Annotated in this window: 17 protein-coding genes; 14 read left to right on the forward strand and 3 right to left on the reverse strand. The window is 29.0% G+C overall.

Annotated features, from left to right (window positions below):
* Positions 1-219: 219 nt before the first annotated feature.
* Positions 220-768 (reverse strand): DNA-3-methyladenine glycosylase I, encoded by a 549-nt coding sequence (locus ACI389_RS06755; RefSeq protein WP_439780775.1) that lies wholly within the window; start codon positions 766-768, stop codon positions 220-222.
* Positions 769-980: 212 nt separating this feature from the next.
* On the opposite strand from ACI389_RS06755, the gene ACI389_RS06760 reads away from it, so the two are divergent.
* From ACI389_RS06760 to ACI389_RS06825, 14 genes are all read left to right on the forward strand, one after another.
* Positions 981-2,123, forward strand: coding sequence for an aldo/keto reductase (locus ACI389_RS06760; RefSeq protein ID WP_439780776.1), 1,143 nt, complete (start codon positions 981-983; stop codon positions 2,121-2,123).
* A gap of 109 nt (positions 2,124-2,232) precedes the next feature.
* Positions 2,233-2,583 carry a nascent polypeptide-associated complex protein gene (locus ACI389_RS06765; RefSeq protein WP_439780777.1) on the forward strand — a complete coding sequence of 117 codons (351 nt, stop codon included), beginning with the start codon at positions 2,233-2,235 and terminating at the stop codon, positions 2,581-2,583.
* A 5-nt stretch (positions 2,584-2,588) separates the two neighbouring features.
* On the forward strand, positions 2,589-3,332 hold the full coding sequence (locus ACI389_RS06770) for a metallophosphoesterase family protein (protein ID WP_439780778.1): 744 nt from the start codon (positions 2,589-2,591) through the stop codon (positions 3,330-3,332).
* Positions 3,333-3,394: 62 nt separating this feature from the next.
* Positions 3,395-4,420 carry an NYN domain-containing protein gene (locus tag ACI389_RS06775; RefSeq protein WP_439780779.1) on the forward strand — a complete coding sequence of 342 codons (1,026 nt, stop codon included), beginning with the start codon at positions 3,395-3,397 and terminating at the stop codon, positions 4,418-4,420.
* On the forward strand, positions 4,413-5,615 hold the full coding sequence (locus ACI389_RS06780) for a hypothetical protein (protein WP_439780780.1): 1,203 nt from the start codon (positions 4,413-4,415) through the stop codon (positions 5,613-5,615). The genes ACI389_RS06775 and ACI389_RS06780 overlap by 8 nt, the downstream gene beginning before the upstream one ends.
* Before the next feature lie 21 nt (positions 5,616-5,636).
* Positions 5,637-6,005, forward strand: a complete 369-nt coding sequence (locus tag ACI389_RS06785) for a hypothetical protein (RefSeq protein ID WP_439780781.1) — start codon at positions 5,637-5,639, stop codon at positions 6,003-6,005.
* Between the two features lie 16 nt (positions 6,006-6,021).
* Positions 6,022-7,245 (forward strand): bifunctional ornithine acetyltransferase/N-acetylglutamate synthase, encoded by a 1,224-nt coding sequence (gene argJ, locus ACI389_RS06790; RefSeq protein ID WP_439780782.1) that lies wholly within the window; start codon positions 6,022-6,024, stop codon positions 7,243-7,245.
* 309 nt (positions 7,246-7,554) lie between these two features.
* On the forward strand, positions 7,555-8,145 hold the full coding sequence (locus tag ACI389_RS06795) for a class I SAM-dependent methyltransferase (RefSeq protein ID WP_439780783.1): 591 nt from the start codon (positions 7,555-7,557) through the stop codon (positions 8,143-8,145).
* Between the two features lie 441 nt (positions 8,146-8,586).
* Positions 8,587-9,405 carry a molybdate ABC transporter substrate-binding protein gene (gene modA, locus ACI389_RS06800; RefSeq protein WP_439780784.1) on the forward strand — a complete coding sequence of 273 codons (819 nt, stop codon included), beginning with the start codon at positions 8,587-8,589 and terminating at the stop codon, positions 9,403-9,405.
* A 53-nt stretch (positions 9,406-9,458) separates the two neighbouring features.
* Positions 9,459-10,133, forward strand: coding sequence for a molybdate ABC transporter permease subunit (gene modB, locus ACI389_RS06805; protein ID WP_439780785.1), 675 nt, complete (start codon positions 9,459-9,461; stop codon positions 10,131-10,133).
* A gap of 60 nt (positions 10,134-10,193) precedes the next feature.
* Entirely contained in the window at positions 10,194-11,231 is a 1,038-nt protein-coding gene (locus ACI389_RS06810) for a sulfate/molybdate ABC transporter ATP-binding protein (protein WP_439780786.1), read from the forward strand.
* A gap of 189 nt (positions 11,232-11,420) precedes the next feature.
* The gene (locus tag ACI389_RS06815; RefSeq protein ID WP_439780787.1) at positions 11,421-12,008 is read left to right on the forward strand and encodes a class I SAM-dependent methyltransferase; all 588 of its coding nucleotides are present in this window, start codon (positions 11,421-11,423) and stop codon (positions 12,006-12,008) included.
* Between the two features lie 6 nt (positions 12,009-12,014).
* Positions 12,015-12,722, forward strand: coding sequence for an IspD/TarI family cytidylyltransferase (locus ACI389_RS06820; protein ID WP_439780788.1), 708 nt, complete (start codon positions 12,015-12,017; stop codon positions 12,720-12,722).
* Positions 12,719-13,735 (forward strand): alcohol dehydrogenase catalytic domain-containing protein, encoded by a 1,017-nt coding sequence (locus ACI389_RS06825; RefSeq protein WP_439780789.1) that lies wholly within the window; start codon positions 12,719-12,721, stop codon positions 13,733-13,735. Before ACI389_RS06820 ends, ACI389_RS06825 begins: the two co-directional genes overlap by 4 nt.
* Here ACI389_RS06825 and ACI389_RS06830 read toward each other — a convergent pair.
* Both ACI389_RS06830 and ACI389_RS06835 read right to left on the reverse strand, forming a co-directional pair.
* Positions 13,718-14,260 (reverse strand): hypothetical protein, encoded by a 543-nt coding sequence (locus ACI389_RS06830; protein ID WP_439780790.1) that lies wholly within the window; start codon positions 14,258-14,260, stop codon positions 13,718-13,720. The two genes, ACI389_RS06825 and ACI389_RS06830, sit on opposite strands and share 18 nt — an antisense overlap.
* A 155-nt stretch (positions 14,261-14,415) precedes the next feature.
* Entirely contained in the window at positions 14,416-15,780 is a 1,365-nt protein-coding gene (locus tag ACI389_RS06835; RefSeq protein WP_439780791.1) for an MATE family efflux transporter, read from the reverse strand.
* Positions 15,781-15,853: the final 73 nt, after the last annotated feature.

Consider the following 15,853-nt stretch of genomic DNA (forward strand, 5'->3'; position numbering starts at 1 on the left):
ACAACATTTACAGAACAACACAAATTCAAGAAAAATAAGGATTTCTACAAAGCCTTATTTTTTAAATTTTAATTCAAACTAGAATTAGCAAATAATCGGCTGTTAATTTAATAATTTATTATATGCTTCTTAGTTTTAATCATGTATAAAACTTAAAATTCAACATATAAGTCATAAGGAAGATATTCTTTATTAGTTAATCTATATCAACTGCTTATTTTAATCAGTTTTGCTAAATAAAAAACAATTTTCCTGATGATTATTGATAATGCCAATGGATTCAAGATATGAATAAATGATTGTAGGTCCTACAAATTTCATCCCACGCTTTTTTAAATCTTTAGAAATAGTTTTAGATAATTCAGATTCAGTTTTAAACTCTGCTTTGATTATATTTCCATTGGTAAATCCCCAAATATAATTGTTAAAACTACCGAATTCTTCTTGAATTTCCATAAATATTTTTGCATTATTAATTGTAGCAGTTATTTTACCTTTATGGCGGATAATGCCTTCATTTGCTCGTAATTCTTCAATTTTATCTTCACCATATTTGGATATTTTTCTATAATCAAACTCATCAAAGGCTATTTTAAAGTTTTCTCTTTTTTTAAGTATCGTAATCCAAGAAAGACCTGCTTGAAATGATTCTAAAACAAGCATTTCAAATAATTCCTGATCATCATGTTTTGGAACTCCCCATTCTTCATCATGGTATTTGATGTATATTTCTTCATCACTTACCCAATTGCAACGTTTAATTGTCATAGTGACTATTATTAAAAAGTTTATTTAAATATATTTTCATGGGACAATTAATGTAAAATGAATAAAAAGGTATATTATCTTTTTTGTTAAGAATGTTGGTTGTTCTTACAATTTTTGTTGTGGATTTAGTAAATGAGAGAAAAAATTTAATAAATAATATGAACATATAATATATTTATTTTTTTTTTATTATATTTTAATGAGGTATTACAATGGTAGAATTAGGATTAGGTATGATGAGGCTCCCAATTTTAGATGAAAATGACTTTTCAAGTGTGGATTTTGATCAAGTTTCAAAGATGGTTGATGTATTAATGGAAGCTGGCTTCAATTGTTTTGATACAGCTTATCCTTACCATGAAGGAGTAAGTGAAGTAGCTTTAAAAAAATGTCTTGTTGAGAGATATCCACGAGATTCTTTTAAAGTTTTTGATAAATTACCTACTTTTGCAATCACTGAGGAATCACAACTTGAACCAATTTTTTCCGAGCAACTTGAAAGGTGTGGTGTTGAATATTTTGATTATTATCTGATGCATAATGTAAGTGGGTATTCTGAAAAAGGATGGTTAGATGTTGATTCATTTTCATTTGCAAAGAAGAAAAAAGAAGAAGGATACATTAAGCATCTAGGATTGTCTACTCATGGTAATGCTGAATTTTTAGATAATATATTAACACTCCATCCAGAAGTTGAATTTGTATTGTTACAACTCAATTATCTTGATTGGGAAGATGAAGGAATTGAATCTAGAAAATGTTGGGAAGTTGCAAGAAAACACAATAAACCAGTAATGGTAATGGAAGCATATAAAGGTGGTTTTTTAGCAGATGTTCCTGACAAAGCAGAACAAATAATGAAAGAATGTAATCCTGATAAATCAATTACATCTTGGGCAATGAGATTTGTAGCTAATTTAGAAGGAGTTTTTTTAGTTTTAACTGGTTCAAGTAGCCTTGAACAAATTGAAGAAAACATTGCTGAGTTTAAAAATGCAACTCCACTTAATGATAAAGAATTAGAAGTTATTAGTGAAGTTTCAGAGATTATTAATGCTAATATTACAGTGGATTGTACAAAATGCAGATATTGCGTTGATTCTTGTAGTGAAAGTATTGATATTGCAAAAATCTTTGATTTATACAATAAAGAAAAAATCCTTGGTGAAAATGAATGGTCTCCTATAGGAAATGCTTATGTAAACTATTCAAAGATTCCTGGTGCGGGAATTGCTTCAGATTGTACAAAATGTGAGTTATGTATTGAAGAATGTCCGCAAGAGATTAATATTCCTGAAGTTTTAAAAGATGTTGTAAAGACATTTGAAACTGAAGGTTATGGATTTACCAACTAATTTTTTTCTTTTTTTTAAACTTTTATTTTTTTTTTAGTGTATTTTAAGCAAATTTTAATTATAATAAATAATATAATTATAAATAATCTAATTTTATGAGGGTTCTATTATGATACCAGGTATGAATAAAAAACAAATGAAACAGATGGAAAGGCAAATGAAAAAAATGGGTATGAAAATGGAAGATCTTGATGGAGTTCGTGAAGTTATTATCCGTTTTGATGAAAAAGAATTGGTCATTGATGAACCTAGTGTAAGTCTAATGAGTGTAATGGGGCAAGAAACTTATCAAATTGAAGGTAAGGCTCGTGAAGTAGAACTTGATTATGAAATCGAAATTCCAGATGAGGACATCGAAATGGTAGCTAATAGTGCAGGAGTTTCAGCAGATGAAGCAAGATCTGCACTTGAAGAATGCAAAGGTGACCTTGCAGAAGCTATTATGAAATTAAATCAATAGATAAAATGACTCTTATTGCACATATTTCGGATTTACACATTTGTGAAAATGAATTTGATGAAGATATGTTCATTAAGGCTGTTGGGGAAATTAATAATTTGCAGCCGGACATGATTATTTTAACTGGGGATATAACTAATGATGGTTATTATGCTGAGTTTCAAATGGCAACTGAATATTTAAAGATGTTTGAAGCTCCATTATTTGCAGTTCCTGGAAATCATGATTCTAAAAATTTAGGTTATCAATCTTTTGAAGAGTTGGTTGGTGAACGTAGTTGGAAATTAACTATGGATGACAATTTAACTGTTATTGGTTTGGATAGTAGTTCACCTGATGAAAGTAAAGGACGTATTGGTGGTCCTCAACATATGTGGTTAGAACATCAATTAGATGAATGTGTGGTTAATGAAAATTTCTCTATTGTTGCTTTACACCATCATATAATTTCTATTCCTCAAACTGGGCGTGAACGTAATGTTTTATCTGATGCAGGTGATGTTTTAAAAACATTAACAACTCATGAAGTTGATTTAGTAGTATCTGGACATAAGCATGTTCCAAATATATGGAAATTAAATAACACTATTGTGGTTAATGCAGGTTCTCTTTCTTCTAAAAAGCTTAGAGGTAGAATAAACAATTCTTATATAACTTACAATATTACGGATGATGAAATAGAAATTTTTCTTAATAATGTCGGTGGAGAAAGATTTTTATTTGGAAAATATGCAAAAAATGTGTTATAAAGTAAATTTAAATAATTGAATACAAAGATATATTAACTGGATTAGATTAGTTAGGTGATATTATGAAAGTGGTTGTAGATGCTTCTAATGTGGCATTTAGTGTTAAAAATGAAATGGGACAACCTCAAATGTCCAATATACTTGCAGCTGTTAAGGCACTAGAAGAAGGAGAAGATGAGTTTGTAATTATAGCAGATGCATCACTTCGTCATGATATTGATGATAAAGAAACATTTTTAAAATTATTGGAAAGTGATAATGTAGAAGAAGTCCCACCAGGTAACGATGCAGATCATTTCATTTTAGATATTGCTTCACGTGAAAATGCAAAAGTATTGTCAAATGATAAATTTAGAGATTATGTTGCTGAATTTAGGAATATTGCTTCTATGAGAATTCCATTTATAATTGAAAATAATAGACTCACATTTGGTAAGCCTAAGAAAGTTAAAAAAGATAAAAATATCCTTCAGAACATATGTGATGAAATTATAAAAGAATTAAAATTTAAAAAATGGGAAATTTATGAGGGTAAGGAAGGTTTGGAAATTTCCCCATTAAATATTGCTAAACAAGCTATTATTCGTATTGATAATGAAAATAACACGGAATCTAAACTTGAAAATGTCTTTGCTAAAATTCCATTATTTAATAAAATTGTAGAAATGGTTGATGATGTTGAAATAGCTGCACCTTATGTGATTTTTGTATTAGTACATCCTAGGGATTATAAAATAGCTGTTAAGAATGCAGGTAATATTTCAGTTACTGTTGCAGATAGATTAGGGCTTGAAAAAAAACCATTAATTGCAGTTAGAAATGATTTATTTACTAAACCAGGTAGTTTTGAATTAAATATCATGCTGGCTGATGAGGTAACTGAGTATGCACCATATAATATTTCAGTTCGTGTATGTAGCAATGATGAAGTATTCATTAAAAGAAATTCAAGGAATATTGCAAGTACAATAGCTGGGAGACTTGGATCTTGGAAATTCCCATTTGTTTCAGTAAAACCAGATATGCTTTTAGAAAAACCTGGTGATTTTGAAATAGACCTTGAAAAGGGAGGAGGTTTAGATGGTTAATTTATTAACCAAGTCTTTAATTAAATTAATTACTAATTTAAATCCAATTTCTATTGGGACTAAATTTTTCCCAACAAATTCACTTGAAACGGAATATGTGGAATTATTTAATTACACTCAAACTATCCTTTTTGAACTTGATAAAGCAAAAATAACATCAGATTCCATTTTGGAAAATTTGATTCGTGATGTTGGTGGTGAAAATCTTCCAAAAGATTATAATTTTTATGAATTGAAGCCTGCTGAAGATAGAATTGAGGAATATGCTTTAGTAAGTAATATTATCATGGGTAATGATCGTTATTTCTACATTGAACTTCCAGATGCTTCTCATTTAATCAATGTTTTTGTAAAAATAATTGAAAATGAAAGAGGGGAAGTTGTAGAAAAAACTGCTACAGAACTGGTTGCTAAAATGTTAAGTAAAAATGATGCGATTCGTGTAGCTATTGAATTAATTGGTATTGGGTTATCTGAAGGAATTCAAGTGATTTCTGCTGTTGGAATGACTGGTGCAGCATCAATTGAAAGAGCGATTCATTATACTCAAAATGTGGGTAGTTTTCCAGGTATTGCATTTACTAAATTAGGTGGTGAATATGCCCTTGTTTTTGATTCTCCATTTTTACTTCAAGAATCAAGGCCAATGAATTTGGAAAATTATTTATTCATTGATTTAATTGATTCTACTAAGTTCATAGATAAAAATGGTCGTAATAAACTTGTTGAGTTAATGACCGGTATTAAAAATTTCATTGAAAGAGAATGCAATGGTGAATTAGAAGGTTATCGTGAAGGAGGGGATGATTTTATTGCAAAATTCCCATCTAAAGACTTAGCAATACGTGCGGGACTTGATGCAGCATGGTTTGCACTTGATAATGGTGCTAAGATAAGAGCTGGAGTAGGTAGAAGTAGAAGAGAGGCAGGTGAAAGAGCACAACTTGTTGATGATTTAAAAGCAGTTTCACCATTGTCTTTAGTTGTATTTGAATTAGCAAATGGATTATATGCATATAATATTCCATCTGAATTTACAAGGACTTTAATCAATTTAATAGAAAATGAAAAAGCTAAATTGATTGGAGTTTTTGCATTTGTATTTATATTTACATTTTTAATGTCTATTTTAGGACTTGGGATGTTTAGTTTCATAGGTGTTATAATAGCTTTAATTTATGCATTTGTAGCTTAACAAATAAAGAAGTGAAGTAATATGAGTAGAAAAAAAGATGATAAGAGGGTTTTATTTTCTCCAAATAATAATCGTTCAAGGAGATCTAATAAAAGAAAAGCACCTAAATTTAAACCTACTTTCCAATCACGTAAACAAAGGAAATGGGGCAATATTACTGTATTTCTCATTATTTTAGCTTTAGTTGCATTTGTTGTGGGTGTGGGAAGTGGGATATCATTAACATTTGAAAGTGATGAGGATACTCATTGGGAAAATGTTACAGAAGAAATGACTACCAATTTAGATAATGTTACTAATTTAACTTATGATGCTGAAGTGGATGGTGTTGATTATAATAATAATGACACTTTAAATGAATTGAATGTTACGGTTGAACCATCATATTAATTAATTTGTGATTTTTATGGAGTTTATTAAAGATTTGAATGGAGGATTTTCTGTTATAGAAAATCTTAAAGTATCTGGAGCACGTGAAGGTAAATTTGGTGTTACAATTATTTATTCACCAAACAGTACTGCATCTGCAGTTTTTACTTCTAATAAAGTAGTTGCAGCTCCAGTTAAATATACTAAAAATGTACTTAAAAAAGGAATTATTTCAGCTGTTTTTGTAAATAGTGGTAATGCTAATTGTTTTACGGGTAAACAAGGTTTAAAAGATTGTGAAACATTAGTTGAATTAGTATCTAATGACTTGAATGTGCCTAAAGATGAAATTGCTATTTCTTCAACAGGTGTTATTGGTCGTGAAATGCCTATGGATATTATTTCTAAAGTCGCTTATGAATCACTTTCAAAATTGGGAAATTCTCCTGAAGATTCTCTTGCAGCTGCAAAAGCTATTATGACAACTGACACATTTCCGAAAGAATGTGCAGTTGAAGTTACATTAACAACTGGTGAAACAGTTAAAATTGCAGGTATCACTAAGGGAAGTGGTATGATTGCTCCAAATATGGGGACTATGCTTTCTTTTATTGTGACTGATGCTGTGGTTCCATCTGATGAAATTAAAAAAGCATTAAAGAAATCTGCAGATATTAGTTTTAATATGATTGTTGTTGATGGTGATGAGAGTACTAATGATACATGTTTGATGATGGCAAATGGAGCATCTAATGTTGAAGTTGTAAAAGATGGCAAGTTAGACTCTAATTTCCAAGAAGCTTTAAATTATGTTTGTGTTGATTTAGCTAAAAAAATGGCTCATGATGGTGAAGGAGCTACTAAATTCATTGAAGCTAATGTTTACGGTGCAAAAAATGAAAATGATGCGAAATTAGCTGCAAAATCAATTATATCCTCAAGTTTATTTAAATCTGCAGTATTTGGTGGAGATCCAAATTGGGGGAGAATAGTGTCTGCAATAGGTTATTCTGGCTGTGATTTAAATCCAGATATTGTAACAATAGCTATTGCAAATGATGCAGATGAAGTGGATCTTGTTTGTGATGGTGAAATTTTAGCATTTGAGAATACTTCAAATCTTGAAAGGGCTGAAAAGGTAATGCAATCAAAAAATGTTAAAGTTAATATTGAGATGAATTTAGGTGATGGTGAGGCGACAGCTTGGGGTTGTGATTTAACATATGATTATGTTAAAATTAATGCTGAATATACTACATAAAGAAAACCTTTAAATATTTTAAAAACAAATATTTTTATGTTATAGATATAATTCTAATATTTTTATTATCAAATTGAAGGGAGGGGAAAATATGGCTAAAGTTAAAGGAACTAACAGAAGAACTAGACAAAAAAGGAGTTATACCAAACCTGGTAGTAAAAGAGGAAGAGGAGTTAAACAAACTTGGAAAAAATAATCCTCTTAAATCTTTTTTTATTATTTTAACTATTTTTTAATGTTATGTATATATCATCATATTGAAAACTATTAAATACTATTTTTTAAAGATAATTATTTGGTGATATATTTATGAATGGACATAGGGCTCATGGATTTTCAAGTGTGCATTTTTTAGATTCTGATGAGATTTTAAATGAATTAAATCTTAAAGGCAATGAAACATTCATGGATGCTGGATGTGGAGATGGTCACATTGCAATAAAAGTAATTGAGGATTATCTTCCAAATGGTACTGTTTATGCAGTTGATGTTTATGATGCATCTATTGAAGACATGGAAACATATAAAAATGAAAATAATGTTAAGAATTTAATTAACATTGAAGCAGATATCCCTAAAGGAATTCCGGGTGTTGAGGATGAATCTATTGATGTTGTTTTGATGGTTAATGTATTTCATGGATTTAAAGCTTCAAGAACTATTGATGAGGCTATAGAAGAATTTAAAAGAATTATTAAAAAAGATGGTAAAATCGCTATCATGGATTATAAAGCATGGGATGTTCCAAATGGACCGCCAACTGCATTTAGAAGTTCTCCAGAAGAATTAGAAGAATTTTTCAATAATCATGGTCTCAAAATGATTTATTTAAATGAAGAAATTGGTGAGAATATTCCTGAAGGTAAATCTCATAATTTCATGGTATTTCAAAAAGATTAAGTAAATAGGATTCATTTCCTATTATTTTTTATGAAAACGTATTAAATTTATATATTGATTATAAAACTAGTTTTTATTGAATATTTCTTTAAGAAATTGCGTTATTTAAAGAAAAAAGTATCTTATTTTCTAAATCATGATGTAATTGAATATTAAAAGTAATATGGGTAATTTTAGCTCGATGTGAATTAGTTTAGTTCGATATGAAAACATTTATATGTCATCATATGCTTAAATTATAATTGCTACTCAGAATTTCTAATTTATGATTATTGGAAACATTATAATTATTATTTAATTAATTGCATGTCGCAATCTCATTATAAGTAATTTTAATGGACGAAGAATTATTGAATGTATATCGGATATTATTCTTTGTTGTTGATTAGTTTAATAATTTATTCTGAGAGTATTAGTAAATTTAATTAAAGGTGTATAATTATGAAATCTTTTAAAAATTTAGCTATTGCAATTATTGTAGTAGTAATTATTATTGCTGCAGGTGCATATGCTACTGGTTCTTTAGGTACTACTACCACTACTACTGCTAGTGATGACTCTAATGGACAAGAAATTCAATTAGCTGCTGCAGCTAGTTTAAAAAATGTATATGATGAAAAATTAATTCCTATGTTTGAAGAAAAAAATCCTGGTGTAAATGTCACTCCTACTTATGCTTCTAGTGGGGATTTACAAAAACAAATTGAAAATGGTTTAAAAGCAGATGTATTTATGTCTGCAGGTAATAAACAAATGGATGCTTTAATTGAAGAAGGTTACATTGATAATAGTTCTAATGTAAAAACTTTAGAAAATAAACTTGTTTTAATTGTGCCTGCTGATTCAAATTCTAACATGACTTCATTTGAAGATTTAAAAAATGTAGAAGGTAATATTGCTATTGGTGATCCTGAATCTGTTCCTGCTGGACAATATGCTAATGAATCATTACACAATCTTGGTATTTGGGATGATGTTGAATCTAAATTATCTTTAGCTACTGATGTAACTGCTGTATTAAACCAAGTAGCTCAAGGATCTGCTGAATGTGGTCTTGTATATACTACTGATGCTAAATCTAGTGATGATGTTAAAGTAATTGCTGAAGCTCCTGAAGATTCTTTAAAAGATATTGTTTATCCTGTAGCTCCACTTAAAGACTCAGAACATGCTGATGCTGCAAACAAATTCGTTGAGTTCTTACAAACTCCAGAAGCTCAAGATGTATTTGTTGAATATGGATTCACTATTCATAAATAGATTGATATTTTAGTATGAATATATATAATAATTAAATGTAAAGGAGATTATACATGATGGATTGGTCACCTATTTTAATTTCAATGAAAACTGCAAGTTTATCAATATTCATAACCTTTTTTTTAGGTTTAATTAGTGCTTGGGCTATCGTTAAAATTAAAAATGACTCAATAAAAATTTTCCTTGATGGTGTTTTCACACTCCCGATTGTATTGCCACCTACTGTTGTTGGGTTCTTTTTACTATATATTTTTGGGGTTAGAGGTCTTATAGGTAAATTCCTCATAGATTTCTTTTCTGTGAAAATAGCATTTTCATGGTCTGCAACTGTTATTGCTGCAGTAGTCATGTCTTTTCCTTTAATGTATCGTTCTGCTAGGAGTGCATTTGAACAAGTTGATTCTAATTTATTGGATGCTGGTCGTACATTAGGTATGTCTGAGTGGAAAATATTTTGGAAAGTCTTATTTGCAAATTCATTACCAGGAATCATTGGTGGAGGAATTCTTGCTTATGCTCGTGGTTTAGGTGAGTTTGGTGCTACTGCTATGATTGCAGGTAATATTGCAGGACAAACAAGAACTCTCCCTATGGCTGTTTATTCGGAAGTAGCAGCAGGTAATATGGGAGAGGCATTTAATTATGTAATATTCATTGTTATTATTGCATTTATAGCTATTTTCATTATGGATTATGTTTCTATACGTAAAGAGAAACAATGGAAATAAATTAATATTGAAAATAGACATATCTTTTTTTATATTTTTTCATGTTATGGGGAATAGATTATGAGTAATAAATTGTTAAAGGTAGATATTCATAAAGAACTTAAAGAATTTGACTTAGATATTGATTTTGAATTAAAAAAAGGTTGTTTAGGCATTCTGGGTCCTTCTGGTTGTGGTAAGAGTATGACATTAAAGTCTATTGCAGGTGTTGTAGATCCAGATAAGGGTATTGTAAGTTTAACTACTGATGGGGAAACAATTTATTATGATTCTAATAAAAAAATTAATTTAAAACCTCAAGATAGGAATGTGGGTTACTTATTTCAGAATTATGCGTTATTTCCAAACATGACAGTTGAAGAAAATGTTGCTGCAGGTTTATCTAAAAATCAAGATAAAAAAATTGTGAATGATATGATTAAACGTTTTCGTTTAGAAGGTTTAGAAAATAGATATCCTAGACAATTATCTGGAGGTCAACAGCAAAGAGTAGCTTTAGCTCGTATATTAGCTTATGGTCCTGATGTTATGTTATTGGATGAGCCTTTCAGTGCTATGGATACTGTATTAAAAGAACGATTACGCCTTGAACTTGTTAATTTATTAAAAGATTTTGATGGACTTTCAATTTTAGTAACTCATGATCGTGATGAAGCATTCCAATTTTGTGATGAACTTTTAATATTGGATGAAGGTAAAATCATTGCAAAAGGAAATACTTATGACATATTTGAAAATCCAAAAAAAGTTCAGGTTGCTAAGCTTACAGGCTGTAAAAATATTTCTAAAATTAAAATAATTGATGATTATCATCTCAAAGCTTTAGATTGGGGAATTATACTTGAAGTATCTAAAAAGATTTCACAAAATATTTCTCATGTTGGAATAAGAGCCCATGATTTTTATCCTTGTGAAGAAGGTGATGTTAATGCGATTGAAGTTATAAATTCATCAGTATTAGAAATGCCTTTTGAGTGGGAAATAACATTAAAAAACGGGTTATGGTGGAAAGTAGATAAGCAGATTTACAGTCATGAATTTGAAGTTCCAAAGTATTTAAAAATAAATCCTGAAAACATTATTTTATTAGAAGAATAGCTAATAAAATCTCTTAAAACTTTTTTTTAAAAATTTATAATTATCTTTGACAATCCATAATATTCGCTACTTTTTTTTATTTCAGTATTTTTTTATTAAATGTTAATTTTATAATTGTTCTTTTTTTTTGAAAATTATTAAATACTATTTTTCAGAGAATATTATTTAGAAATTTTTAATGTGATAATTATGGAGCATAGACATCATGGCAAATCAAGTGCAAAGTTTTTAGATTCAGATGAAATTTTAAATGAGTTAAATCTTAAAGGAAATGAAGTCTTTATGGATGTTGGTTGTGGTGATGGATATATCTCTAAAAAAGCCCTTCAAGATTATCTTCCTGATGGTTTTGTTTATGCAGTAGATAATTATGATGGAGCTATTAAAGAGATGGAATCATATAAAAAAGATAATTCTATTGAAAATTTAATTAACATTGAAGCAGATATTTCAAAAGGAGTTTCTAGTGTTGAAGATAATTCTATTGATGTTTTATTAATGCTTAATGTATTTCATGGATTTACAGAAGATTCTCATCGTGATGCTGTTATTAAGGAATTTTCTCGTTTAATTAAAAATGAAGGTAAAATTGCTATTATGGATTTTAGACCTATTGAATTGCCATTTGGACCTTCACTTGAAATTAAATGTTCTCCAGAGGAATTGGAAGAACTTTTTAATAATCATGGCTTTAAAAAAAGTTATCTGAATGAAGAAATGGGTCCAGAGAGTGGGGAAGGTAACACTCATTATATTATAATATTTGAAAAGGAGTAATTTTAAATGATTTTTGCAGCAATTTTAGCTGGTGGAATAGGTTCAAGAATGGGAGGAACAGACACTCCTAAGCAATTTTTAACATTAGGAAACAAACCTGTTATCATTCATACTATTGAAAAGTTTGTTATAAACGATAAAATTGATAAAATAATTGTTTTAACACCTAAAAATTTTATCAATCACACTAATCACCTAATTGATGAGTATATCTCATATAAAGAGAATATTATTGTCATTGAAGGTGGTAAAACAAGAAATGATACATTAATGAATAGTATTAACTATATTGATGAGCATTTTGGTATTGATGATGATTCGATTATTATAACTCATGATTCTGTGCGTCCATTTGTAACTCATAGGATTATTGAAGATAATATTGATGCTGCAAGAAGGTATGGTGCTTGTGATACTGTAATTCCTGCTAGTGATACTATTGTTGAGAGCATTAATGGTAAGACTATTGAAAGTATTCCTGTAAGAGATTATTATTATCAAGGTCAAACACCACAGAGCTTTAATATAAAGAAACTTTTTAACTTAATTAATAGTTTAACAGAAGAAGAATCTAATATACTTACAGATGCATGTAAAATATTCACACTTAAAGATGAAGATGTATATCTAGTGGATGGTGAAGTGACGAATATTAAGATTACTTACCCTTATGATTTAAAATTAGCAAATATATTATTTGAGGATATTCAATGATTAATATTGTTTATAGGTTAAAATCTCCAAAATTCTTTGAAGAGGCAATTTCTGAAATTGAATTAGATGGTGTTATTGTTAGGCCTACTTATCTTTCAATTTGTCAGGCAGATCAAAGATACTATCAAGGCTCACGACCTGTTGATGTACTCGAAAAAAAATTACCTATGGCATTGATTCATGAAGGAATTGGTGAAGTTGTATTTGATGAATCAGGTGAATTTAATCCTGGAGATAAAGTCGTAATGATTCCAAATACTCCTAAAAGTGATGATGTTTATAGAGCCAATTATTCATATGGTTCTAAGTTCAGAGGTAGTGGATTTGATGGATTTACTTCAGATTTGATTAAATTAGAACCTGATAGGATAGTTAAAATACCTGATGATTTTGATTTTCATGTTGCAGCATTTATTGAGTTAATGACTGTAGCTTATCAAGGTATTTCTAAGTTTAATGAAATAGCTATCACTCCGAAAGATGTTTTAGGTGTTTGGGGAGATGGTAATTTAGGTTTAATTACTGCACTTTTCTTAAAAGAGAAATTTCCAGACTCTAAAGTATTTATTTTTGGAAAACATTTGGAAAATCTTAATTTATTTTCATTTGTTGATGAAACTTACCAAATTCATAATGTTCCAGATGATTTATTAATTGATCATGCTTTTGAATGTGTAGGTTCAAGTGCTTCTCAATTAGCTATTGAACAAATTATTGATTTGATTAGACCTCAAGGTACAATAAACTTATTTGGTGTAAGTGAATATCCAGTACCTGTTAATACGCGTATGGTTTTAGAAAAAGGATTAACGATTCAGGGTAATAGTCGTTCTGATAGGGAAGATTTTGTTGGAGTTATTGAAACTCTCAAACAAAACCATAAACTTTTTGAATATTTAGGAAAATTAGTTACCAATATATGTGAAATAAATTCATTAAATGATTTAAAAGAGTCTTTTGATAAGGATTATATTTCTACTTTTGGTAAAACAATTCTAAAATGGAATAAGTAGTTGATTTAGAGTGTTAATTATTTTAAAATATTCTTTTCTAAAATAATTTCTTTCTTCTTTTTTACATAATATTGGCATCATTGATAATGCGTGTAAATCATTGTTATTTAGTTTTTCTCCTTTTTTAAGCTTATTTTTTATTATATCTAATACTATTTGTGCAGGATTTTCTGTGATTGAAGCTAGTCTAATTGTAAAATCGGCTTCTGATTTAATTTCACATTCATTCATACAAATATCAACAGTATTTGGGCAAATTATGTATATTGAAACATGTTTATTATTTGTTTCATACAATGCTTCTGCAAGTTCAATGTATTTCACAAGTTCTTCTTCGGTAAAATTTGTTATCTGCAGTTCTAAATCAATAATTTCGTCATTTTCTGTAATAAAAATACTACCTTCTTGATGAATATGTGGTTTTAGTTTTAAATTTTGGATAGGGATTTGGTACTTTATTTCTCTTTTATCATCAAATGTTTCGTGTATGATTTTTGTTTTTATTATAAAATCTTGTTCTGGCATTATTTAACCTCTTAATTTCAAGTTGTATTGCTTATATCTAATTTTAAGATTTATAAATTAGTAAGTTATTTTTTAAAGCAATTTTAAAAGGTTAAATAAATTTTAGAATAAGTTATTGGGTAATGGTTAAAAAAGAAAAAAGAGTTGTGAAAATATTAATTTTCAAAAGTTTTTATTTGTCGTTTGATTTCATATCTTGCGAAGATATAACTTAAGATGGATGCAGTTGCTCTCCCAATGAATAGTGCTATCCATATTCCGATAAGATCCAAATTGAAGATATATACAAATAAAAAGATTAAAGGAACAACGAATATTATCTCCCTAAGGATAGTAAACATCAAACTGTAAATTCCTTTTCCTATTCCTTGATAAAAGAAGTTTGAAGGCATTCCAATACCTGTTGCTATTAATGAAAGACATGCAATTTGAAGATATGAGACGATTCCAGGGACTAAATTTGCAGTTTCTGGAGTATATGCAAATAGTGTTGCTAATTGATTTGCAAAAAGTACTAATATTAAAGTAAGCACAGTTCCTAATACTAATCCGAATTTAGCTCCATATTTATGTGTTCTTGAAAGGTAATCTCCATTTTTAGCACCAAATGCACTTCCACTCACTGCAATAACTGCAGATCCAATAGCTGTAAGAGGCATTATTGCAAATAAATATAATCTTTGACCAGATGTAAATATAGCAATACCATAATCTCCTCCAACTTTTGATATCATAATTAAAAAGATAGACATTGCAATTGCCATTATTAACATGTCAAGTGATGATGGAATTCCAACTTTTAATATGTCTTTTGTCAAATTAGTGTCAAATTTAAATTTTTTAAGATTAATATTAACATAAGTGTCTTTTTTAATCAAAATCCAGTATAACATTATCACTGCTGAAATTGCAGAGCTCACAATTGTTGCAAGAGATGCTCCAGCAGAACCTAATCCTAATGTATAAATAAATAAGGGATCTAATATTGCATTCAAAATGACTGTTGCAATTACAACATACATTGCACGTTTCATGTCTCCTTCTCCACGAAGGATTCCACTACAACCATTTGAAAACATAAATGCAATTAAACCTAAAAACAATGGTGTAGCATAAGATATTGCTTCATTTAATGTCTGCCCATTAGCTCCATAACTTGCAAGCAATGGTTTTTGAATGATTAAAAAAATGACAGTTAAAATAACTGATGATATTAAAAAAATGAATAATGAATGTTCTGTAGATTTATTTGCCATTTCATGGTTTTTAGCACCAATGAATCTTGAAATACTACTTGTAGCTCCGTTCCCAAGTCCTACGCTTGCTCCGTTTAATACCATGAATATTGGTGTTACAAATCCAATTCCTGCAATTGCTGTTGGTCCAAGACCTGCCACCCAAATACCGTCAATAATATTATATAATGCAGTTAAAATCATTGATATCATAATTGGTATAGCTAATTTTTTTACTGCTATTTCAGGTTCTCCTCTCATTAATGTTACATTCTTATTAGTCATACTTTTTTATATTGGTTATTGTGATATTTAAGTAATGGTTATAATGAGAAGTATGAATCAAGAAAAAAATTTG

The sequence above is a fragment of the Methanobrevibacter sp. genome (assembly GCF_051877095.1).
Lineage (GTDB): Archaea > Methanobacteriota > Methanobacteria > Methanobacteriales > Methanobacteriaceae > Methanocatella.

Coding starts and splice junctions, on each gene's coding strand:
- ACI389_RS06755 (WP_439780775.1), bottom strand. CDS start 768: ATGACAATTAAACGTTGCAATTGGGTAAGTGATGAAGAAATATACATC.
- ACI389_RS06760 (WP_439780776.1), top strand. CDS start 981: ATGGTAGAATTAGGATTAGGTATGATGAGGCTCCCAATTTTAGATGAA.
- ACI389_RS06765 (WP_439780777.1), top strand. CDS start 2,233: ATGATACCAGGTATGAATAAAAAACAAATGAAACAGATGGAAAGGCAA.
- ACI389_RS06770 (WP_439780778.1), top strand. CDS start 2,589: ATGACTCTTATTGCACATATTTCGGATTTACACATTTGTGAAAATGAA.
- ACI389_RS06775 (WP_439780779.1), top strand. CDS start 3,395: ATGAAAGTGGTTGTAGATGCTTCTAATGTGGCATTTAGTGTTAAAAAT.
- ACI389_RS06780 (WP_439780780.1), top strand. CDS start 4,413: ATGGTTAATTTATTAACCAAGTCTTTAATTAAATTAATTACTAATTTA.
- ACI389_RS06785 (WP_439780781.1), top strand. CDS start 5,637: ATGAGTAGAAAAAAAGATGATAAGAGGGTTTTATTTTCTCCAAATAAT.
- argJ (WP_439780782.1), top strand. CDS start 6,022: ATGGAGTTTATTAAAGATTTGAATGGAGGATTTTCTGTTATAGAAAAT.
- ACI389_RS06795 (WP_439780783.1), top strand. CDS start 7,555: ATGAATGGACATAGGGCTCATGGATTTTCAAGTGTGCATTTTTTAGAT.
- modA (WP_439780784.1), top strand. CDS start 8,587: ATGAAATCTTTTAAAAATTTAGCTATTGCAATTATTGTAGTAGTAATT.
- modB (WP_439780785.1), top strand. CDS start 9,459: ATGATGGATTGGTCACCTATTTTAATTTCAATGAAAACTGCAAGTTTA.
- ACI389_RS06810 (WP_439780786.1), top strand. CDS start 10,194: ATGAGTAATAAATTGTTAAAGGTAGATATTCATAAAGAACTTAAAGAA.
- ACI389_RS06815 (WP_439780787.1), top strand. CDS start 11,421: ATGGAGCATAGACATCATGGCAAATCAAGTGCAAAGTTTTTAGATTCA.
- ACI389_RS06820 (WP_439780788.1), top strand. CDS start 12,015: ATGATTTTTGCAGCAATTTTAGCTGGTGGAATAGGTTCAAGAATGGGA.
- ACI389_RS06825 (WP_439780789.1), top strand. CDS start 12,719: ATGATTAATATTGTTTATAGGTTAAAATCTCCAAAATTCTTTGAAGAG.
- ACI389_RS06830 (WP_439780790.1), bottom strand. CDS start 14,260: ATGCCAGAACAAGATTTTATAATAAAAACAAAAATCATACACGAAACA.
- ACI389_RS06835 (WP_439780791.1), bottom strand. CDS start 15,780: ATGACTAATAAGAATGTAACATTAATGAGAGGAGAACCTGAAATAGCA.